21 protein-coding genes are annotated in these 20,099 nt (G+C 67.2%); 14 read left to right on the top strand and 7 right to left on the bottom strand.

Features of this window, described 5'->3' with window-relative positions; translation table 11 throughout:
* Window positions 1–133 precede the first annotated feature (133 nt).
* From AB0M65_RS31355 to efeU, 4 genes are read right to left on the bottom strand one after another with little or no spacing between them, the layout of a single operon-like run.
* A complete protein-coding gene (locus AB0M65_RS31355) occupies window positions 134–544 on the bottom strand; it encodes a PPOX class F420-dependent oxidoreductase (protein WP_364035632.1) in 411 nt (136 codons plus the stop codon).
* A 34-nt stretch (window positions 545–578) separates the two neighbouring features.
* The gene (gene efeB / locus AB0M65_RS31360; protein ID WP_364035635.1) at window positions 579–1,844 is read right to left on the bottom strand and encodes an iron uptake transporter deferrochelatase/peroxidase subunit; all 1,266 of its coding nucleotides are present in this window, start codon (window positions 1,842–1,844) and stop codon (window positions 579–581) included.
* Entirely contained in the window at window positions 1,841–2,968 is a 1,128-nt protein-coding gene (efeO, locus tag AB0M65_RS31365; protein ID WP_364035687.1) for an iron uptake system protein EfeO, read from the bottom strand. Before efeO ends, efeB begins: the two co-directional genes overlap by 4 nt.
* Before the next feature lie 18 nt (window positions 2,969–2,986).
* Window positions 2,987–3,823, bottom strand: a complete 837-nt coding sequence (gene efeU / locus AB0M65_RS31370; protein WP_364035690.1) for an iron uptake transporter permease EfeU — start codon at window positions 3,821–3,823, stop codon at window positions 2,987–2,989.
* Window positions 3,824–4,095: 272 nt separating this feature from the next.
* Here efeU and AB0M65_RS31375 point away from each other — a divergent pair, with 272 nt between their 5' ends.
* Window positions 4,096–4,806, top strand: coding sequence for a murein transglycosylase (locus AB0M65_RS31375; protein WP_364035638.1), 711 nt, complete (start codon window positions 4,096–4,098; stop codon window positions 4,804–4,806).
* Here the strand turns inward: AB0M65_RS31375 and AB0M65_RS31380 are convergent.
* Window positions 4,779–5,687: an NAD(P)/FAD-dependent oxidoreductase gene (locus AB0M65_RS31380; protein WP_364035641.1), complete on the bottom strand. Its 909-nt coding sequence runs from the start codon at window positions 5,685–5,687 to the stop codon at window positions 4,779–4,781. The genes AB0M65_RS31375 and AB0M65_RS31380 overlap by 28 nt on opposite strands.
* Before the next feature lie 66 nt (window positions 5,688–5,753).
* Here AB0M65_RS31380 and AB0M65_RS31385 point away from each other — a divergent pair, with 66 nt between their 5' ends.
* Window positions 5,754–6,323: a helix-turn-helix domain-containing protein gene (locus AB0M65_RS31385; protein ID WP_364035644.1), complete on the top strand. Its 570-nt coding sequence runs from the start codon at window positions 5,754–5,756 to the stop codon at window positions 6,321–6,323.
* A 28-nt stretch (window positions 6,324–6,351) separates the two neighbouring features.
* Here AB0M65_RS31385 and AB0M65_RS31390 read toward each other — a convergent pair whose 3' ends face one another.
* Window positions 6,352–6,765, bottom strand: a complete 414-nt coding sequence (locus AB0M65_RS31390; RefSeq protein ID WP_364035647.1) for a tetratricopeptide repeat protein — start codon at window positions 6,763–6,765, stop codon at window positions 6,352–6,354.
* A 72-nt stretch (window positions 6,766–6,837) separates the two neighbouring features.
* Here AB0M65_RS31390 and AB0M65_RS31395 point away from each other — a divergent pair, with 72 nt between their 5' ends.
* Both AB0M65_RS31395 and eno read left to right on the top strand, forming a co-directional pair.
* The gene (locus AB0M65_RS31395) at window positions 6,838–7,347 is read left to right on the top strand and encodes a VOC family protein (protein ID WP_364035650.1); all 510 of its coding nucleotides are present in this window, start codon (window positions 6,838–6,840) and stop codon (window positions 7,345–7,347) included.
* Between the two features lie 137 nt (window positions 7,348–7,484).
* Entirely contained in the window at window positions 7,485–8,771 is a 1,287-nt protein-coding gene (gene eno, locus AB0M65_RS31400) for a phosphopyruvate hydratase (RefSeq protein ID WP_364035653.1), read from the top strand.
* A gap of 28 nt (window positions 8,772–8,799) precedes the next feature.
* On the opposite strand, the gene AB0M65_RS31405 is transcribed toward eno, so the two are convergent.
* On the bottom strand, window positions 8,800–9,012 hold the full coding sequence (locus AB0M65_RS31405; protein ID WP_364035656.1) for a hypothetical protein: 213 nt from the start codon (window positions 9,010–9,012) through the stop codon (window positions 8,800–8,802).
* Between AB0M65_RS31405 and AB0M65_RS31410 the strand changes: the two genes are divergently transcribed.
* From AB0M65_RS31410 to AB0M65_RS31455, 10 genes are all read left to right on the top strand, one after another.
* A complete protein-coding gene (locus tag AB0M65_RS31410; protein ID WP_364035659.1) occupies window positions 9,011–9,373 on the top strand; it encodes a septum formation initiator family protein in 363 nt (120 codons plus the stop codon). The two genes, AB0M65_RS31405 and AB0M65_RS31410, sit on opposite strands and share 2 nt — an antisense overlap.
* A 24-nt stretch (window positions 9,374–9,397) precedes the next feature.
* On the top strand, window positions 9,398–9,907 hold the full coding sequence (locus AB0M65_RS31415; protein ID WP_364035662.1) for a DUF501 domain-containing protein: 510 nt from the start codon (window positions 9,398–9,400) through the stop codon (window positions 9,905–9,907).
* Between the two features lie 183 nt (window positions 9,908–10,090).
* On the top strand, window positions 10,091–11,299 hold the full coding sequence (locus AB0M65_RS31420) for a lytic murein transglycosylase (protein ID WP_364035664.1): 1,209 nt from the start codon (window positions 10,091–10,093) through the stop codon (window positions 11,297–11,299).
* Between the two features lie 76 nt (window positions 11,300–11,375).
* Window positions 11,376–12,329, top strand: a complete 954-nt coding sequence (locus AB0M65_RS31425) for a Ppx/GppA phosphatase family protein (RefSeq protein ID WP_364035667.1) — start codon at window positions 11,376–11,378, stop codon at window positions 12,327–12,329.
* A 256-nt stretch (window positions 12,330–12,585) separates the two neighbouring features.
* Window positions 12,586–14,205, top strand: a complete 1,620-nt coding sequence (locus AB0M65_RS31430; RefSeq protein ID WP_364035670.1) for an ABC transporter substrate-binding protein — start codon at window positions 12,586–12,588, stop codon at window positions 14,203–14,205.
* A gap of 93 nt (window positions 14,206–14,298) precedes the next feature.
* Window positions 14,299–15,225, top strand: coding sequence for an ABC transporter permease (locus AB0M65_RS31435; protein WP_364035672.1), 927 nt, complete (start codon window positions 14,299–14,301; stop codon window positions 15,223–15,225).
* Entirely contained in the window at window positions 15,218–16,171 is a 954-nt protein-coding gene (locus AB0M65_RS31440; protein WP_364035675.1) for an ABC transporter permease, read from the top strand. Before AB0M65_RS31435 ends, AB0M65_RS31440 begins: the two co-directional genes overlap by 8 nt.
* Before the next feature lie 5 nt (window positions 16,172–16,176).
* A complete protein-coding gene (locus AB0M65_RS31445) occupies window positions 16,177–17,169 on the top strand; it encodes an ABC transporter ATP-binding protein (RefSeq protein ID WP_364035678.1) in 993 nt (330 codons plus the stop codon).
* Window positions 17,162–18,160, top strand: coding sequence for a dipeptide ABC transporter ATP-binding protein (locus AB0M65_RS31450; protein ID WP_364035681.1), 999 nt, complete (start codon window positions 17,162–17,164; stop codon window positions 18,158–18,160). Before AB0M65_RS31445 ends, AB0M65_RS31450 begins: the two co-directional genes overlap by 8 nt.
* A 75-nt stretch (window positions 18,161–18,235) precedes the next feature.
* Window positions 18,236–19,957 carry a S8 family serine peptidase gene (locus tag AB0M65_RS31455; protein WP_364035684.1) on the top strand — a complete coding sequence of 574 codons (1,722 nt, stop codon included), beginning with the start codon at window positions 18,236–18,238 and terminating at the stop codon, window positions 19,955–19,957.
* Window positions 19,958–20,099 lie beyond the last annotated feature (142 nt).

Below are 20,099 nucleotides of genomic sequence, written 5' to 3' on the forward strand. Positions count from 1 at the left end.
CCCCCGCAAAACACTGGACTGGCTTACACCCCAAGAAAAACTCAACCTGCTACTGTCCTAAATAGAGCATGTTGCGACGACCGCATGAATCCGCCGACCCCTCATGACACTTGGTCGTCTGTGTGCGCGGGAGTCAGACGTTCCGGTTGTGCGGAACGAGGTCCAGCGGATCGTGGTCCGGGTCGTCGACGCCGAGACTGATGATCCGCGACGGATGGATCCGGATCACCGCGCCGTCGAAGTGGCCGTCGGCGGTGAAGGTCCCGGGCAGCGCTTCGGCGCGGCCGCGGATCTCCAGGCAACGGACTCGCGGCGGATCCTGCGACGGCATGTCGTCCACCACGAACGCGGCCCGGCCGTTCTCGGCCACGTTCCGGAACTTCCTGCTCTTCGCCAGTTCGTAGCCGGTGATGTCGATCGTCCTGGTCTCGGTGTTGTAGGTGTAGCCGACCGGGCTGACCTGGAGTGTCCCGTCCGGCTGCGCCGTGGCCAGCCGCCCGAGTCCCTGGGTGGCGAGGTAGTCGAGTTCCGCTTCACTGAACATGGGACCCAGTGTGGGACCTCGACTTAACTTGAGGTCAAGAGAACAGGCCCTCGCCCCAGAAACCGCCTTCACGCACGCCCGGAGGCACGGCGAAATGCGCGGAGCCGGTGTGCCGCAGGTACTCCATCATCGCGTCCTTCGACGACAGCGCCTGCTGCATCGGCACGAACTGCTTGCGCGTGTCCCGGTTGAAGGCGAGGAAGAACAACCCCGCTTCGAGGTGCCCGACGCCGTCGGAACCGTCGACGAAGTTGTAGCCGCGCCGCAGGATCCTGGCCCCGTTCAGGTTTTCGTGCGAGGCCAGCCGGACGTGCGAGTCCTTTGGGATCAGCTTCTCCCCGCCGGCGCCGCCGACGTGGAAATCGGGCTCGTCGAACTCGGCGGCCTGGCCAAGCGGCGCGCCCGTGCCCTTGGTCCGGCCGACGATGGCTTCCTGGCCCTTCAGCGATTCCCGGTCCCAGGTCTCGATGTGCATCCGGATCCGGCGCGCCACCAGGAAGGTACCGCCCGCCATCCACGGCTGGCCGTCCTCGGCGGTCGTCCACACCTGGTCGCGGAGAAGATCGGTCTCCTCGGCCTTGAGATTCCGTGTCCCGTCCTTGAATCCGAACAAGTTCCGCGGCGTGGACTGCGCCCGCGACGTCGACGAGCTCCGGCCGAACCCGAGTTGTGACCAGCGCACCTCGGTGACGCCGAAGCCCAGCCGCACCAGGTTCCGGATCGCGTGCACCGCGACCTGCGGATCGTCGGCGCAAGCCTGGACGCAGATGTCACCGCCACCGCGCGCCGGGTCGAGTTTGTCCGCCGGGAACAGGGGGAGATCGATCAACGCGGCCGGGCGTTTCGCGGCCAGGCCGAACCGGTCGTCGAACAGCGAAGGGCCGAAACCGATGGTGAGCGTCAGCGACGACGCCGCCAGGTCGAGCGCCTCGCCGGTGTCGCTCGGCGGGGCGGCGGGGGCGCCACCGACGGCGCCACCCGTCCCGATCTCCTGGCCCGCGGTCATCCGCCGGGCCGCGTCCGTCCACGTGCGCAGCAGTTTGACGAGCTTTTCGCGGTCCTTCGTCGTGACATCCAGCGCGACGAAGTGCAGGTTCTCCTGCGCGGGTGTGACGATCCCGGCCTGGTGCTCGCCGTGGAACGCGACGATCTGCTGTGCCGCCTGCGCCGGATCGCCCTCGCCGAAGAGCCGCTCGGCGCCGATCCCGGCCGCCGCGCCCGTACCGACGAGAGCGGCACCCGCTCCCGCCATACCGAACAACTTCCGGCGGGAGACCCGGGTGTGCTCCGTCCCGGTCATTGCGCCGAGACCTCCGCGACCTTGCTCAGCGGCTCGCTCAGCGCGTCGACCGCCGACGCGAACTCCTTGACCTGGTCCTTGCTCAGCGCGGTGTACGGCTTGAAGCCGTCACCTTCGCGCTGCTTGTCCAGCAACGCCTGCACAGTGCCGAACTCCTTGTCCAAAGTGGACACCAGGGCCTGGTCTTTCACCTGCAGCAGCGGGCGGAGCGAGTTGATCGCGGCCTTCGAACCATCGAGGTTGCCCTGGAAGTCCGAGAGGTCGGTGTGCGAGAACGCCTCCTCCTCGCCGGTGATCTTGCCGGTGGCGATCTCGTCGAGCAGTCCCTTGGCGCCGTTGGCCAGGTCGAGCGCGTTCAATTCGAGCGCGGCGGACTTGGTGGCCAGTTCCTTGACGTCGGCGAGCAGCTGGTCGGCGATCTGTGCCGCGTCGGCCTGGAGCCCGGTGACCCAGAGGTCCTTCTCCAGCCGGTGGAATCCGGTGAACTTCTGCCCTGCTTCGAGGTCGGCCTCGCGCACGTCGATCTTCGGGTCGAGGTCGCCGAACTTCTCGGCCACCGGCTCCACCCGTTCGAAGTAAACGCGGGTGCGGGCGTACGCGGCCTTCGCCTCGTCGACCTTCTTCGCCTTCACCAGGTCGGCGAACTTGGCCGTCTCCTCTTCGAGTGCCTTCGTGTTGTTCGCGACGTACTCCGCGTAGCTCTTGACCGCCTGCGCCTTCTGCGAGTTCGGGTCGGCCTGCTTCGCGGCGCCACCGCTGACGGTGAAATCGCCCCGGAGGCCGGCGCCGGTCATCCCCGGCTTGCACGCGGTCTGGTACTTGCCCGCTTCGGCGACCTCGACGATGAGACGCCGGTTCAATCCTGGCGCGATGTTCTCGACCTCGCCCATGATCCGGTCGCCCTCGGCGTAGAGGTAGAACTCGGTGACCTTGCTGCCCTTGTTGGTGATCTCGAAGGTCACGTTGCCCGCGTTCGCGGTGGTGGCCGAGACAGCGCAGGCGCTGTCCGACGCCTCGACCTTGATCGGGCCACCCGCCGCGGCGGGGACCTCCTCGCCGCCACAGGCGGTGAGCACCAAGGCGCCGACGCCGGCGAGCGCGGCGAGCGGGAATCGACGAGGCAGGGACACGCGGGTCACTCCTTAAACAGCGGTCGCGGCGGGAGCCGCCGCGACCTTCTTCTTGGGCCTGAGGAAAAGCGGCAGCACGATGACCACGTACGCGACCCATGCCGCGGCCTGCAGGAGGGTGGTCCGCTGCGAATAGTTGAAGATCCCCTTGAGCAGGGCGCCGTACCAGCTGGTCTCCGGCAGGACGGCCGAGGCGTCGAACGCGAGCGTGTCCAGGCCGGGCAGGAACGCGGCTTCCTGCAGGTCGTGCAGGCCGTAACCGAGCACCCCCGCGGCGACGAACACGAGCAGTGCCCCGGTGATCGTGAAGAACTTGCCGAGGTCGAACCGGACGGCGCCGCGGTAGAGCAGGTACGCCAGCGCCACCGCGGCGAGGATGCCGGCGGTGAAGCCGATCAGCGGTTCGCTCGTCCCGCCCTGTGCGGTCTGCACGCCTGCGTAGAAGAACACCGCCGTCTCCAGGCCCTCACGGCCGACGGCGATGAACGACAGGACGAGGACGGCGAGCGGGCCGACGTCGAGTGCGTCGTCCATCTTCCCGCGCAGTTCGGCGGCGATGCTCCGCGCCGCTTTGCGCATCCAGAAGATCATCGCCGTCACGAACGCGACCGCGACGATCGACAGGGCACCGCCGAGCAGTTCCTGCTGTTCGAACGAGAGCTGGGCGGTGGTGTAGGTCAGGATCGCGCCGACCCCGATCGACAGCAGGACGGCGACGCCGACACCGAGCCAGACCCAGCGCAGCGCGTGCTTCCGATCGGTCTTGACCAGGAAAGCGACGAGGATGCTGACGACGAGGGCGGCTTCCAGACCTTCACGCAGCCCGATGAGCGCACTCGCGAACCACACGTCGTTCTCCCTGGTCGTCGTACCGAACTCCATGTTTTTAGGTAAGCCTTGCCTGAAAGTCCAGCCGGGGAGGGGTGCGGCGAATGTGGACGAAACGCCTGAATAGACCTTGATCGGACGGGCTCGCAGAGTCCATCCGCAGGTCAGCGCGACCGACGGAAATCACATAACGAATCGGCTGCCGACGGCCGACGCGTGGAAGGTTTACCGTCGGCCGGCATTGCCCACCAAAGGGGTCAACACCCAGCAGTGTGGCGAAGTACTGTGGCCGGGTGGCCGAAACCACCCAGTCGAGTGTCGATGCCCCAGAAGAGTTCCCACGTCCGCCCGTGCGCCCGTACATCCCCAGGCTGGCGCTGGCCGGTGGGCTCGTCCTCACCGCCGTGGTACTGATCATGACCGTCGGGGTGAACCGGCCCGGCGGGGAGGAACCGCCGAAACCGGCGGAACCCCAGCCCGCGCTCGCGGTCCCGGATCAGAAACCGCAGCCGGGGGTGGCGACGCCGCGGGCCGGGCTCGCCGCGCCGCCCGACCGGCCCAAGGTTTCCGACGTGGCCGAACTCGACACCTGGGCGCGGCGCGTGGCCGGGAAGACACGGATCGCCGTCACCGATCTCTCCGCTTACGGCCGGGCCGAGATGTGGCTCCGCCGTCAGAAGCCGGGCTGTCACCTCTCGTGGGCGACCCTCGCCGGGATCGCCCATGTCGAGGCGGCGCAGGGCAGGCCCGGACCGATCACGCTGACGCCGGACGTCTGGGCCAAGCAGGCCGTGCGGGCCAGCGGAGACGGGAAACAGCCGGATCCGGAGAATCTCGACGACGCCGCCTTCGCCGCCGCCCGCTACCTGTGCGCCGACGGTGACGACGTCGCGACCCCGGCCGGCTGGTGGAAAGCGATGCGAGTGTTCAACCCGGCCGTTCCCTACGTCCAGGAAGTCTTCAGTGCGGCCGACGCCTACGCGGACGCCAGCGTCGCGCCCTGATCCTCGGTGACCAGATCGAAGTTGAGCACCGTCGCCAGTTTGTAGGCCGCGCCCGCCGCGACGACGAGCTGCGCCATCGGATCGACGACGTTCCCGGCCGCCCAGACGCCGTCCACGCTTGTGCGCCCCTGCTCGTCCACCGCGACGAAACCGGTTTCGGTCCGTTGGCAGCCGATCTGTTCGAGAAGCTTGTCGTGCGGGACGAACTTCGGGCCGACGAACACGACGTCGCGTTCGACGAGCTCGCCGTTCACGAGCCGGACGCCGGTCAGCCGGTCGTTTTCGACGGCGAGTTCGGACACCTTGCCGTCGACGATCCGGACGCCCAGCCCGGTCAGCTTCGCCCGGTCTTCGGCCGAGATCTCCTGCGTGTGGGTGAAGAACGTCAGATCCTTGCTCCACTGCCAGACGATCAGCGCCTGGTGGACCGACTTGTCGGAGGTGGCGAGGACGCCGAAGCGCCGGTCGCGTACTTCCCAGCCGTGGCAGTACGGGCAGTGCAGCACGTCGGTGCCGAAGCGCTCGGCCACGCCGGGGACGTCGGGTAGCTCGTCGGCCAGCCCGGTGGTCATCAGGATCCGGCGCCCGGTGATGACGCGGCCGCTCGCCAGCTCCACCGTCTTGTCGTGGCGCAGCCGGAAGACGACGTCGTCGACGAACTCGACGCCGTAACCGCGGACCTCCTCGCGTCCCAGCTCCAGTAGTTCTTGGGGTGGAACGCCGTCCCTGGTCAGGAAGCCGTGCGCGTGCGCGGCGGGCGCGTTGCGCGGAGTGCCGCCGTCGATCACGACGACGTCGCGCCGCGCCCGGCCGAGGACCAGTGCCGCGCTGAGACCCGCGACGCCGCCACCGATGATCACCACATCGAATTCGTTCTTCATGGTGCCGAGCATCCGCATCCGGCGGGTATCTGGCAAAGTTCATTGCCGGTTTGGCAAACTGGGGGGATGGAGGACATCGAACGGCGGCTCGCCGAGATCGGCCCGAGGCTCAAACAGCTCCGCAAGGAGCGTGGCACCACCCTCTCCGCGCTTTCGGAAGCGACGGGGATCTCCGCCAGCACGCTCTCGCGGCTCGAATCGGGCACGCGGAAGGCCACCCTGGAACTGTTGCTGACGTTGTCCGAGGCACACAAGGTCCCGCTCGACGAGCTGGTGGGTGAGCCAGAGCCGTCCGACCCCCGGGTCCGGATGAAATCGCAGAAGTTCGGCCGCTTCACCGCCTGGTCGCTGAGCGCGCAACCAGGTCAGCCGCAAGCGTTCAAACTGCTGATCCCGGTCGAGGACATCGAGCCGGTGCAACGGACGCACGAAGGCTACGAATGGATGTACGTCCTCAGTGGACGGTTACGGGCGGTACTCGGCGACCGCGACTTCACGATGGGGCCGGGTGAGGCCGCGGAGTTCGACACGCGCGTGCCGCACTGGTTCGGCAGCGCGGGGCCGGGGCCGGTGGAACTGCTGGTGCTGTTCGGGAAGCAGGGTGAGCGGGCGCATCTGCGGGCCAAGTCGAAGTGACAGCAAAGGTCCCTTGCTCCCGCGGGGGTCAGTCCCTCAGCGCGATACGCGCGTTGAGCTCGCCGATCGCTTCCAGATACTCCGGGATCGGGTGCATCGCCGAGGCGATGCGCACCTGCGCGAGCGCCTCGGTGAACCGGCCGAGGCGCTGCAGGGTCCGCCCGAGCACGAACCGCGCGTAATGATCAGTGGGGTCCAGTTCCAGCACGCGGGTGAAGGCGCGCTCCGCCCGCCGCAACTGAGCGGAATGGAAATAGGCGCGTCCCGCCAGCAGCTGCACGCTCGGTTTGTCGGTTTCGTGCTCCAGCAACGGCTCGAGGGCTTTGAGAGCGTCGAGCGGTCTGCGGCTTTCGACCAGCGCCTCGGCCTGACGGAAGGCATGGAACCGGGCTTCGCCGGAAGAGTCCGGACCGGGTTCAGGGTCGGGTTCGGCATCCATCATGGTTCGCTCCACTTTACCCCGGGGCAGGGCCGTTCACGAGGAGCTGAAACGGTCATGGTGGACTGTCCTGCCATGAGCAGTGCCGACAGCGGCGATCACGCCGACAGCGCCGATGACGAAACGCCCGAGCTTGGCTACCTCGGACTCGCGCCGTACCTCTACTACACCGACGCGACCGAAGCGGTCGCGTGGCTGGTCAGAGTGTTCGGATTCACCGAAGAAGTGCGCTTCGCCGACGCCTCCGGCGAGGTGTTCCAGGCCACACTGTGCGCCGGTCCGGCCAAGATCCAGCTGGCCGGGGTCGGTCCCGAGTACTGGGAAGCGAAGGGCGCGGACGGCCCGGTCGGCCAGTTGAACATCATCTACGTCGCCGACGCCGACGCGCAGTACGAGCGGATCCGCGCCGCCCTCGGCGACGACGCCGACCTCGACGCGCCCCAGGACCAGCCCTACGGCGCCCGCGTGTTCACCGTGTCCGACATCGGCGGCAACAGCTGGACGTTCTGGCAGCAGTTTTCGGACACCGTCGAGCTTCCGTCGGGCTGGCGCGAAGTCCGTGCGGGTGAACCTGCCACGGATTAGGCAGCTCCTTCGTTGAGGGGGCGGCGGGGAAGAGGGTTGGGTAGGTCCGATGTGGCGCGTGCCTCCAACGAGTGAACGACGCCGACGGCTAGGCTGGGCCCCGTCACCGCAGGCACAACCCACATGAGGAGCATGGCGTGGCGCTCATCGAGCAGGTAGGCGCTCGCGAGATTCTGGACTCGCGAGGCAACCCGACGGTCGAAGTGGAGGTGGCTCTCGACGACGGCACGCTGGCGCGGGCCGCGGTCCCCTCGGGTGCGTCCACCGGCGAACACGAAGCCGTCGAGCTGCGTGACGGCGACACCGGCCGGTACAACGGCAAGGGTGTCGAGCGCGCGGTCGCGGCCGTCCTGGACGAGATCGGCCCGGATCTGGTCGGCACCGACGCCGTCGACCAGCGCATCGTCGACCAGAAGCTGGTCGACCTCGACGGCACGCCGGCGAAGTCCCGCCTCGGCGCGAACGCCATCCTCGGCGTCTCGCTCGCCGTCGCGAAGGCGGCCGCCGAATCGGCCGAGTTGGAACTGTTCCGCTACCTCGGCGGGCCGAACGCGCATGTGCTGCCGGTGCCGATGCTGAACATCCTCAACGGTGGCGCGCACGCCGACACCGAGGTGGACATCCAGGAATTCATGATCGCGCCGATCGGCGCCGAGTCGTTCCGCGAGGCCCTGCGCTGGGGCACCGAGGTCTACCACTCGCTGAAGTCGGTCCTGAAGGGCCGCGGCCTGGCGACCGGCCTCGGCGACGAAGGCGGCTTCGCGCCCAGCCTGAAGAACAACCGCGAAGCGCTCGACCTGATCCTTCAGGCGATCGAGAAGGCCGGGTACGCCCCGGGCCGCGACGTCGCGCTCGCGCTCGACGTCGCCGCGACGGAGTTCTTCTCCGACGGCGCGTACACCTTCGAAGGCGCGAAGAAGAGCGCCGAGCAGATGTCGGCCTACTACGCCGAACTGCTGCGTGACTACCCGCTCGTGTCCATCGAGGACCCGCTGAGCGAGGACGACTGGGACGGCTGGGTCCAGCTGACCGCCGAGGTCGGCGAGAAGGTCCAGATCGTCGGCGACGACCTTTTCGTCACCAACCCGGACCGCCTCGAAGAGGGCATCACCCGCCGCGCCGCCAACGCGCTGCTGGTGAAGGTCAACCAGATCGGCACGCTGTCGGAGACCCTCGACGCGATCTCGCTGGCCACCTCCTACGGCTACAAGTCGATGATGAGCCACCGGTCCGGCGAGACCGAGGACACCTTCATCGCCGACCTCGCCGTCGCGACCGGTGTCGGCCAGATCAAGACCGGCGCCCCGGCGCGCGGTGAGCGGATCGCCAAATACAACCAGCTGCTGCGGATCGAGGAGACCCTCGCCGACGCGGCGCGCTACGCCGGCGATCTCGCCTTCCCGCGGTTCAGCCCGGACGCGTGAGCCGGAAGTGTCATTTGTCAGACACGCCCTAGTCGGACAGTGAAGGCGCGATAAAGATGATGGCGGACCGGGGGAGGGCGCGGACCCGTCGTAGCGGGCGCGCGGACGGCGGCGGCTCCAGCAGGGGCCGCCGACCGGAGCGTGCCCGTCGCACGACGACGACGGAGGTCCACGCCCGAACCCGGCTGCGCCGCAACCTGGCGGCGAAGAGGGCATCGGGTGCCGCGAAGGTGCTCGGCATGTCCACCACCCGCCGGGCCGCGGTGGTGGCGATCGTGGTGTGCGCGCTCGCGTTCACCATCGCCGTCCCGCTGCGCACGTACCTCAGCCAGAAGTCCGAGGTGACCGAGCAGCAGCGGTTGCAGTCCGAACTGCAGCGAAGCGTCGCCAACCTCGAAGGCCGCAAGGCCGAGTTGAGCGACCCCGCCCAGATCGAGGCCGAGGCCCGAAAGCGCTTCGGTTTCGTGAAGCCCGGCGAGACGCCGTACATCGTGCAGTTGCCGGAGGACAAGGCGCCCGAGCAGGGACAGCCGCAGGGGCAGCAGCCGGTGCCCGAAGGCTCTTGGTACGAGAAGCTGTGGGATCAGGTCGCGGGCGGCTGAAGCTCCCCGGTTAGCCTTGGTGGCGTGAACAGCACGGAAAAGTCGTCTTATAAGCCTGTGACCGACGCCGACCGCGAGATCATCGCGGAACAGCTCGGGCGGGCACCCCGTGCGCTGCGTGCCGTCGCGGCGCGCTGCCCGAGCGGTCACCCGTCGGTCGTGCAGACCAGTCCTCGCCTCGAAGACGGCACACCCTTCCCGACGCTCTACTACTTGACGTGCTCGAAGCTCACTTCCCTGGTGGGCACGCTCGAAGCGACCGGGGTGATGAAGGAGATGACCGACCGGCTCGCGGAGGACGCCGAGCTGGCGGCCGTCTACCAGCGGGCCCACGAGAGCTACCTCGCCGAACGCGACGCGATCGACTCGCTCGGCCACCAGGTCAGCGCGGGCGGGATGCCAGGACGCGTCAAATGCCTCCACGTCCACCTCGCGCATACGCTCGCCGTCGGCCCCGGCGTGAACCCTTTCGGGGACGAAACCCTCGCGTTGCTCAAAGCGAACGGGTGGCCGACGGGTGACTGCCAGGGGTAACGCCGACCCCCGGTGTACAGATAGTTCCTCCAGGTGGGTTAATTCACCCGTTATCGACCAACTGGTCCGCCCCTATGGGGTGAATCCGGTCACCGCATGCGGCAGGCTGGGCACCAGACGTGGGTTGTCGGGTGGGCAAGTAACGGATCGCTTTGGCGCGGTCCGCCGGGAGGGTTCTGAGGTATGCGCGTGAGGCACGTGCCAGGCGCGGCGACCGGTGCTGTATCCATGGGCTCTCGCCTGAGACACGTACCTCGAGCCGCACGCAGACTCTGTCTCCGGCATCGCACGATCGCCGCGGTGACCGGAGGTGTCCTCGCCATCCTCCCGGCCTGCGCCGCGGTCATCGGTGCCGGCAGCTGGGCCGCGACGGCGAGCACGATCCACTCCGACAACGTCGCACTCGTCGGCGGCTACGACCCGAAGAACCCGCTCGTCCAGCAGATCGGCGTCGACGGCAGCCTGCCGAACGCGCCCACCCCGCTCCCGCTCCCCGCGGACGAACTCCCCAACGGACCGCTCGGCATCCCGGTCACCGCGCTCGCCGCGTACCGCAACGCCGCCGACATCCTCATCGCCGAACAGCCCGGTTGTCATATCGACTGGGCTTTGATCGCGAGTATCGGCCGGATCGAGTCCAACCACGCGCGCGGCGGTTACGTCGACGCCAAGGGCAACACCCTTGAACCCATTCTCGGTCCGCAGCTCAACGGCGCCGGGCCGTTCGCGGCCATCCCGGATACCGACGGCGGCAAATACGACGGCGACCCGGTCTGGGACCGCGCCGTCGGCCCGACGCAGTTCATCCCGTCGACCTGGGCAGGCTATGCCTCCGACGGGAACGGCGACGGCGAGTCCAACCCGAACAACATCTTCGACGCGGCGCTGGGCACCGGCCGGTACCTGTGCTCTGGCGGACTGGATCTGTCCAAACCGGACCAGTTGCGCGCGGCGGTGTTCCGCTACAACAACTCCGACACGTATGTGAACACCGTGCTGATCTGGGCCGAGGCCTACCGCACGGGAGTGCTGCCGACGCCGGACAGCAAGGTGCCCGTCGGCGCCCCGAACGCCGCGGCCGCACCGCCGCCTGCCTCGGTGCCGCCGCCTCCGGTGCCGCCGACTCCGCCGGGTTCGGTGACACCGCCGCCGTCGTCGACTTCGTTGCCGCCGACGAATTCTTCTTCTTCGCCGTCGAAGCCGCCGAGCTCGTCGAGCACGAAGTTGCCGCCGTGCTCGCCGGTCACCGTGACGGAGACGGTCCCGACTTCGACCACGAACCCGACGTCCACGAGCAAAACCCCGGCACCGCCGCCGACCTGTTCCTCGCCGACGACGACCACAACGACGACGACGGTGACGTCGACGAGCAATAGCACCAAACCCACTTGATCGGCATTGACTAGTCCATCCATGCCCCCGCCACCACCCTCAACGGAAAGCCTTCGCTCCGCTGTAATCTCCGGGTATGCCTCGTGTTGCCGCGATCGACTGTGGAACGAACTCCATCCGCCTGCTTGTCGCCGAGCTGACCCCGCGTCACGACGGGACGGTCGACCTGCGCGATCTGCACCGCGAGATGCGGATCGTCCGCCTCGGCCAAGGCGTGGACGCCACCGGCAAGCTGGCTCCCGAGGCCTTGGAGCGCACCCGCAAGGCGCTGGCCGACTACGCGATCGCCGCGCGCCGCAAGGGCGTCGAGAAGGTCCGCATGGTCGCGACGTCGGCGACCCGTGACGCGAGCAACCGCGACGAGTTCTTCGCGATGACGCGCGAGGTGCTCGGCACCGAGGCCGAGGTCATCAGCGGTGACGAGGAGGCCCGGCTCTCCTTCACCGGCGCCGTCGGCGAGCAGGACCCGGATGACGGTCCCTTCGTGGTGGTCGACGTCGGCGGCGGCTCGACCGAACTCGTCGTCGGCACCTGGGACGGCCGCAAGGCCGAGGTCATCGCGGCGAAATCGGTCGACATCGGCTGTGTGCGGATCACCGAACGCGCGCTGAAGTCCGACCCGCCGACCGCCGGCGAGATCGCCGAAGCGCGCGAGCTGGCCGGGAAAGTGCTCGCCGAGGCCTTCGACGTCGTGGACGTCTCCGCCGCCAAGACCTGGATCGGCGTCGCCGGGACGGTCACGACGCTGACCGCCGTGGCGCAGGGACTGCCCGAGTACGACTCCGAGCGCACCCACCTTTCGAAGCTTTCCCGCGCCGACATCGACCGCGTCGCGCGGTCGCTGCTCACCGCCGACCACGCGACCCGCGCCGCGAACCCGGTGATCCACCCGGGCCGCGTCGACGTGATCGGCGGCGGCTCGGTGATCGTGCAGGTCCTCGCCGAGCAGTTCGCCACGCGGAGTGGTCCCGGCGAACTGGTGATCTCCGAGCACGACATCCTCGACGGGATCGCGCTCTCGCTCGCCTGATCGCCGGTTTTCTCTTACATGAAGCCATTTCTGTCGGTGATCACTTGGTGACCTCCTGTCCGGGTTAGGCTGTTCGGCGCAACCGGGTTCCTACCAACGTTGTGCTCTAACCGGGTGGTCCGGCACACCGTCACACATTTGCAACACCAACGCACTGTGATCGCCTTCACGTCTCCCATAGCGTCGTCTCACCTTCTGGGCGGTAGGGCGCGACCAGCGCCCGCCGGACTATCCGACGACGAGAGTTGGAGGGGACATGCGGGCTTCACGCGGGTTCTGGGGAGCGACGGCGGTGGTGGCCACGGCGGCCCTGCTGCTGACGGCCTGTGGAGGTGGTGGGTCCTCCAAAGAAGACAAGGGATCCGGCGCCACCGACGCCAACGCGGCGGTTTCGGTCTACGGCACCGAGCCGGAGAACTCGCTGATCCCCGCCAATACCAACGAACTCGGTGGGTCCAAAGCCCTCAAACCGGTCTTCTCGGCGCTGGTCGGCTACAAATCCGACACCGCCGAGCCGTACAACCTGATGGCCGAATCGATCACCACGACCGATTCGAAAATCTTCGACATCAAGCTCAAAAAGGGCTGGAAGTTCCACGACGGGACCGAGGTCAAGGCGAAGAACTTCGTCGACGCCTGGAATTACAGCGCGAACGGCAAGAACGGCATGCAGAACGCGTCGTTCTTCGAGCAGATCCAGGGCTACGACGAGATCAGCGCGAAAGAGCCGTCCGTCAAGGAGATGTCCGGGCTCAAGATCGTGAACGACTACGAGTTCCAGGTCACCCTCAAGGGCCCGTTCTCGGTGTTCGCCACCAAGATCGGATACCTCGCCTTCGCGCCGCTGCCGGACAAGTTCTTCGCCGACCCGGAGGCGTTCGCCAAGAACCCGATCGGCAATGGTCCGCTGAAATTCGTTTCGCGCACGCCCAATCAGTCGATGAAGCTCACGCGGTTCGACGAATACCAGGGCGAGGACAAGGTCAAGTTCAAGGACCTGGAAGTCCGCATCTACACCAGCCAGGAAACCGCGTACCAGGACCTGCTGAGCAACCGCCTCGACTTCATGGAGGCGCTCCCGCCGGCGGCGAAGGCCGGTGGCAAGTACAAGACCGACCTCGGTGAGCGGCTGGTCGAAGGGAACCTGCTCGGCATCAGCGCGCTCGCGATCCCGTACTACGTCCCCGGTTACGACAACCTGGACCTGCGCAAGGCGATCTCGCTGGCGATCGACCGCGAGCAGATCGTCAAGACCGTCATGAACGACACCTACTCGCCTGCCGACGGCTATGTTTCGCGCGGTATCGAGGGGTTCCGGCCCGGCGTCTGCGAGTTCTGCAAATACGACCCGGTGAAGGCCAAGGAGTTCTGGGCGAAGTCCGGGTACACCGGCAAGCTGACCATCGCCTCGAACGCGGACGGCGGCCGTAAGGAGCCGCTGGTCGCGGCGTGCAACAGCATCAAGAACGCACTCGACGTCGAATGCGACTTCGCCCCGGCGACCGACTTCGGCCAGTGGCGCAGCATCGTCAACGGCAGGAAACTGACCGGGATGGGCCGCTCCGACTGGTCGGCCGACTACCCGTCGATCGAGAACTACTTGAACCCGCGCTACAAGAGCACCGGTTCGTCGAACGACTCGACGTACAAGAACCCGGCCGTCGACGCGCTGCTGCAGCAGGCGGACCAGACCGCCGACAAGGCGGCCGCGATCAAGCTGTACCAGCAGGCGGAGGACCTGATCGCGAAGGACCTGCCGCAGATCCCGGTGTGGGAGGAGAAGGGCGTCGGCGGCAAGTCGAACCGCTTGAAGGTCGCGAAGCTCGACTTCGGCCGTCTCGCGGACTACTCGTCCATCGAGGTCGCAGCGAAGTAATCGCGTGGTCGTGCCTGCCGGGAGTGGTGGACCACCGCTCCCGGCAGGCCGGAATCCCGGCTCCCACCACGCGATCTCCAGGACGGCACGCCCATGTCCCAGTACATCCTCCGTCGGCTGCTCCAACTGATCCCGGTCTTCTTCGGCACCACGTTCCTCATCTACGCCCTCGTATGGGCGGTGCCCGGTGACCCGTTCGCCGGCAAATGCGGACAGGTCGCCTGCCCGCCCGCCTACATCGAGATGATGACCGCGAAGTTCAATCTCGACGATTCGATCTTCGTCCAGTACTTCAAATACCTCGGCAACCTGTTCACCGGCGACTGGGGTGAGACCTTCAACGGTGTCTCGGTCGGCGAGCTGATCGGGAACGCCTATCCGGTGACCGTCCGGCTCGCCTTCATCGCGGTCGCCATCGAAGCGATCATCGGCTTGTCCGCCGGTATCCTGACCGGCCTGCGCGGCAAGGGTTTCCTCGACAACCTCGTGTTGATGTCCACCACGTTCCTGATCTCGATCCCGGTGTTCGTCACCGCGATCGTGCTGCAGATCGTCCTGGGTTCGGAATGGGGCCTCATCGACGCGAGCGTCTCCGAGGACGCCACGATCGGCGAACTGATCGTGCCAGGGATCGCGCTGGGCAGCCTGTCCATGGCCTACATCGCCCGGTTGACCAGAGCGAGCATCGCGGAGAACCGGCACGCCGACTACGTCCGCACGGCCGTCGCGAAAGGACAGCCGCGCAGCCGTGTCGTCGGTGTGCACCTGCTCCGCAACTCGGTGATCCCGGTGCTGACCTTCATCGGCACCGACATCGGCGCGCTCATGGGCGGGGCCATCGTCACCGAAGGCGTGTTCAACATCAACGGCATCGGCGGGCTCATCTTCCGCGGCATCCAGAACCGGGAGGGCGCCACCGTCACCGGCGTCGTCGTCCTGCTGGTGGTCGTGTACCTGCTGGTGAGTCTCATCGTCGACCTGCTCTATGCCGTTCTCGACCCGAGGATCCGTTATGACTGACCCGAATGTGGCAGGCGGCGTGTCCTCAGTGGACATCGCGGCCGCCGGTGTCGTCGACAATTCCGCGCTGGCGCACAAGCCACGCAGTCTCGGCGGCGACGCCTGGCGGATGTTGCGCCGCAGGCCGTCCTTCGTCATCTCCGCCGTCATCATCGCGCTCGTCGTGCTCATCGCGATCGCACCCGATTTGTTCACTTCACGTGCGGCCGGGTTCAGCGATCTGGCCCGCGCCAACGAAGGCCCGTCCGCGGACGCCTGGTTCGGTTACGACAACCAGGGTTACGACGTCTACGCGCGGACCATCCACGGCGCGCGGGCGTCGTTGCTGGTCGGTGTCTTCGCGACGGTGCTGACGATCCTGATCGGTTCGACCGTCGGGATCATCGCCGGGTATTACGGCAGGCTCGTCGACAGCCTGTTTTCCCGGATCGGCGACATTTTCGCGGCACTGCCGTTCGTTCTCGGCGCGATCGTCATCCTGACGACGTTCAACGCCCCCGGCACGAATCCCGGCGCGGTCACCATCATCGTGCAGGTGGTGGTGTCGATCGCGGCACTGAGCTGGCCGGTGGCGATGCGCATCATGCGGTCGGCGACGCTGGTGGCCAAGCAGCTCGACTACGTCAAGGCCGCACGCGGGCTCGGCGCGAGCACGCCGCGTATCGTGTTCCGGCACCTGCTGCCGAATACGGTCGCGCCGGTGCTGGTCTACGGGACCATCGCGCTCGGCGCGTTCATCGGCGCGGAGGCGACTCTCGCTTACCTCGGCGTCGGCGTGCGGCCGCCGGTCGTCTCTTGGGGCGTGATGATCAGCGACGCGCGGGACTACTTCCGGGTGAACCCGCACATGCTGTTGTTCCCGGCCGGGTTCGTCACCATCACCGTGCTCGCGTTCGTCATGCTCGGTGACGGGATCCGCGACGCGCTCGATCCGAAGGCCAGGTGACCGGCGTGCCCAACGAACTGCTCCTCGAAGTAGAGGATTTGCACGTCGAGTTCCGTACCTCGGACGGCGTCGCGACCGTGCTCAACGGGGTCGATTACGCCGTGCACGCCGGGGAAACCCTTGCGGTACTGGGGGAATCGGGTTCGGGTAAGAGCGTGACGGCGCAGACGGTGATGGGAATCCTCGACAGTCCGCCCGCCGTCGTCACCGGCGGAGCCGTCCGCTATCGCGGCGAGGATCTGCTCACCGCCACCGAAGAACGGCGGCGTGAGGTCCGGGGCGGGGAGATCGCGATGATCTTCCAGGACGCGCTTTCCGCGCTGAACCCGGTCTTCACCGTGGGGTTCCAGATCGAGGAACAGCTGACCGTCCGGCTCGGGATGTCCAAAAAGGACGCACGTAAACGGGCGATCGAACTCCTCGACACCGTCCGCATCCCGGCCGCCGCCCGGCGGATCCGTGAGTACCCGCACCAGTTCTCCGGCGGGATGCGGCAGCGCGCGATGATCGCGATGTCGCTCGCGCTCGACCCGGATCTGCTGATCGCCGACGAGCCGACGACCGCGCTCGACGTCACCGTGCAGGCCCAGATCATGGATCTGCTGGCGGAAATCCAGTCCGAGCGGCAGATGGGGCTGATCCTGATCACCCATGACCTCGCGGTGGTCGCCGAGGTCGCCGATCGGATCGCGGTGATGTACGCGGGCCGGATCGTCGAACAGGCCGAGGTCACCGAATTGTTCCGCTCGCCGGGGCATCCCTACACCGAGGCGTTGATGGCGTCCCTGCCACGATTGGACCTCAAAGGACAGACACTGGAAACGATCAAGGGGCTGCCGCCGAGCCTGCTGAACATCCCACCCGGCTGTCCATTCCATCCCCGGTGCGAACGGGCTGTTTCGCGGTGCGAGTCCGAACGACCGGCCTTGCGGAGCCTGGGCTTCGGCCGGGTCAGTGCCTGCCACTTCGCCGACGAGGTGGTGAGCAGCCGTGCCTGAACCCATTCTGCGTGTCCAGGATCTGGTGAAGTACTTCCCGGTGCGGGCCGGCGTGCTCTTCAAACGCACGATCGGCCACGTGAAGGCCGTCGACGGGGTCTCCTTCGACCTCATGCCGGGGGAAACCCTGGGGGTGGTGGGAGAATCCGGCTGCGGAAAGTCCACTTTGGCCCAGGTGCTGATGCGGCTGGAGGAGCCGACGGGCGGGCTCGCGACGTTCGAAGGCCGCGACATCTTCGCGTTGCGGGGTGCCGGCCTGCGGAAACTGCGGCGTGAGATCCAGATCGTCCTGCAGGATCCGTACACGTCGCTGAACCCGAGGATGACGGTCGGCGACATCATCGGCGAACCCTTCGAGATCCACACGGAGGTCGCGCCGAAGGGATCGCGGGCGGCGAAGGTCCGGGACCTGCTCGACGTCGTCGGGCTCAACCCCGAGCACATCAACCGCTACCCGCACCAGTTCTCCGGCGGGCAGCGGCAGCGCATCGGGATCGCACGGGCGCTGGCGTTGCGGCCGAAGGTCATCATCTGCGATGAGCCCGTTTCCGCGCTGGACGTTTCGATCCAGGCGCAGGTGATGAACCTGCTCGGTGAGCTGCAGAAGGAATTCGGCCTTTCCTATGTGTTCATCGCACACGACCTGTCCGTTGTCCGTCACCTTTCCACGCGGGTCGCGGTGATGTATCTCGGCAAGATCGTGGAAATGGGGACGGAAGAGGAGATCTACGAACGTCCGTCGCATCCGTACACGCAGGCGTTGCTGTCCGCGGTCCCCGTCGCGGACCCGGCTTTGCGTGGGCAGCGGCAGGTGATTCGCCTGGAAGGGGACGTGCCGAGCCCGCTGGATCCGCCGTCCGGCTGCCGGTTCCGCACCCGGTGCTGGAAGGCCCAGGACATTTGCGCCGATCAGGAACCCGAATTGATCAAGCGGACCGATGGGCATTTGTCCGCTTGTCATTTCGCGGAGGCGAAAACGGTCGTCCCCTGACTTTCGTAGGGACTTCGTTGATCCGCGTGGATCGCTGACGTAGTTTGCATGAATCGTTTCTTTTGGAGGCAGGAAATGAAAAGATCCAGATCTCTCGTCGTCGCGCTCGCGGTACCGCTGTTCGGTGCGATCGTGGCGGCTCCGACGGCGTCCGCGCAGCCGCAGCTTTCCGGCGCGACGACCGAATTCTCCGTTCTGGCCCGTGAAGGGCACGATGTCGCTTCGGTGGAAAAGGCGATCCGCGCCGCCGGTGGCAGCGTGGTGACCAGCAACGCCGCTGTCGGCCTGATCACCGCGACCGCGCCCGCCAACGGCTTCGCCGAGCGGGTCTCCGCGGACCGCTCCGTTTTCGGTGCCGCCAAAGCGAAGCCGATCGGCACCGCGCCGAAGAACGGCAAGGCGAAGGTCAAGCCGAACGGCGTCGAGCAGGAAAGCCGCGCCGCCGCGACGGCCAAGAAGCCGGCGCAGCCGGAGACCGCGGGCATGGACCCGCTCGACGATCAGCTCTGGGGCCTCAAGTCCGTCCGATCGGATCTTTCGCGCACCAAGCAGCCGGGCGACAAGCGGGTGAAGGTCGGCATCATCGACACCGGTGTCGACGGCAGCCACCCGGACATCGCGCCGAACTTCGACCGCGCCGCGTCGCGGAACTTCACCAAGGACATCGTCGCCGACGTCAACGGCGCCGTCGTCGATGGTCCGTGTGAATACCGCAGCTGCGTCGACCCGGTGGACCACGACGACAACGGGCACGGCACGCACGTCGCCGGCACCATCGGCGCCGCTGCGAACGGCTTCGGCGTCTCGGGCGTCGCTCCGAACGTGACGCTGGTGAGCATCCGCGCCGGACAGGACTCGGGCTTCTTCTTCCTGCAGTCGACCGTGGACGCGATCACCTACGCCGGCGACGCCGGTGTGGACGTCGTCAACATGTCATTCTACACGGACCCGTGGTTGTACAACTGTGCCGCGAACGCCGCGGACACACCCGCGCAGCAGGCCGAGCAGCGCACCATCATCGAGGCGACGACCCGCGCGCTGAACTACGCGCACCGCAAGGGCGTCAGCCAGGTCGTCTCGCTGGGTAACCAGCACAGCGACCTCGCCACTCCGCAGACGGACGTGGCGAGCCCGGGCTACCCGTCGAACAGCACGCACCCGCGGCCGATCGACAACGCGAGCTGTCTCTCGCTGCCCGTCGAAGGCCCGCACACGATCGGCGTCTCGTCCTTCGGCCCGTCGCAGGCGAAGGCGGACTACTCGAACTACGGCGTTGAGCAGATCTCGGTCTCCGCGCCCGGCGGCTACTTCCGTGACTACTTCGGTACCCCGTGGTTCCGCACACTCGAGAACGAGATCCTCTCGACGTACCCGCGCAACGTCGGCGTCGCCGCAGGCAACATCGACGCGGCCGGGAACCTCACGCCCGACGGTGTCACCGCCGGCATCCAGAAGGCGACCGCCGCCGATGGCCGCGTCGGCTACTACCAGTGGCTGCAGGGCACGTCAATGGCGTCGCCGCACGCGACCGGTGTCGCCGCGCTCATCATTTCGCAGTACGGCAAGGGTTCACGCGATTTCGGAATGGACCCGGACGCGGTGCAGCGGGTGCTCGAAGGCACGGCTTCGGAGATCGCCTGTCCGGTGCCGCGGACCGTGGACTACTTGAAGGAAGGCCGGGACGCCTCCTTCACCGCGACCTGCACCGGTGACGCTTCGTTCAACGGCTTCTACGGCCACGGCGCCGTGGACGCCTGGTCGGCCGTCACGCACGGTTCGCAGTACCTGCGAGGCTGACACTCCGGCCCGCTGATCGGCCGGCGCCGCTTCGGTGAGAGTTCGTGCGCGGCGCGCGGTGTGTCATGAGGGGTCCCCATAGGACGAAATTTGTCCTATGGGGGGCCCGCAAGACGTTGAATTGAGCGACGATATGGGCGGG

The sequence above is a fragment of the Amycolatopsis sp. NPDC051071 genome (genome assembly GCF_040682875.1).
Classification (GTDB): Bacteria; Actinomycetota; Actinomycetes; order Mycobacteriales; family Pseudonocardiaceae; genus Amycolatopsis.

Excerpts from the sequence above, each read along its gene's own strand:
- AB0M65_RS31435 (WP_364035672.1), top strand. The coding sequence starts at position 14,299 with ATGTCCCAGTACATCCTCCGTCGGCTGCTCCAACTGATCCCGGTCTTC.
- AB0M65_RS31410 (WP_364035659.1), top strand. The coding sequence starts at position 9,011 with ATGTCCACCACCCGCCGGGCCGCGGTGGTGGCGATCGTGGTGTGCGCG.
- AB0M65_RS31385 (WP_364035644.1), top strand. The coding sequence starts at position 5,754 with ATGGAGGACATCGAACGGCGGCTCGCCGAGATCGGCCCGAGGCTCAAA.
- AB0M65_RS31395 (WP_364035650.1), top strand. The coding sequence starts at position 6,838 with ATGAGCAGTGCCGACAGCGGCGATCACGCCGACAGCGCCGATGACGAA.
- AB0M65_RS31420 (WP_364035664.1), top strand. The coding sequence starts at position 10,091 with ATGCGCGTGAGGCACGTGCCAGGCGCGGCGACCGGTGCTGTATCCATG.
- AB0M65_RS31440 (WP_364035675.1), top strand. The coding sequence starts at position 15,218 with ATGACTGACCCGAATGTGGCAGGCGGCGTGTCCTCAGTGGACATCGCG.
- AB0M65_RS31455 (WP_364035684.1), top strand. The coding sequence starts at position 18,236 with ATGAAAAGATCCAGATCTCTCGTCGTCGCGCTCGCGGTACCGCTGTTC.
- AB0M65_RS31380 (WP_364035641.1), bottom strand. The coding sequence starts at position 5,687 with ATGAAGAACGAATTCGATGTGGTGATCATCGGTGGCGGCGTCGCGGGT.
- AB0M65_RS31430 (WP_364035670.1), top strand. The coding sequence starts at position 12,586 with ATGCGGGCTTCACGCGGGTTCTGGGGAGCGACGGCGGTGGTGGCCACG.
- efeB (WP_364035635.1), bottom strand. The coding sequence starts at position 1,844 with ATGACCGGGACGGAGCACACCCGGGTCTCCCGCCGGAAGTTGTTCGGT.
- AB0M65_RS31355 (WP_364035632.1), bottom strand. The coding sequence starts at position 544 with ATGTTCAGTGAAGCGGAACTCGACTACCTCGCCACCCAGGGACTCGGG.
- AB0M65_RS31390 (WP_364035647.1), bottom strand. The coding sequence starts at position 6,765 with ATGATGGATGCCGAACCCGACCCTGAACCCGGTCCGGACTCTTCCGGC.
- AB0M65_RS31425 (WP_364035667.1), top strand. The coding sequence starts at position 11,376 with ATGCCTCGTGTTGCCGCGATCGACTGTGGAACGAACTCCATCCGCCTG.
- AB0M65_RS31405 (WP_364035656.1), bottom strand. The coding sequence starts at position 9,012 with ATGCCGAGCACCTTCGCGGCACCCGATGCCCTCTTCGCCGCCAGGTTG.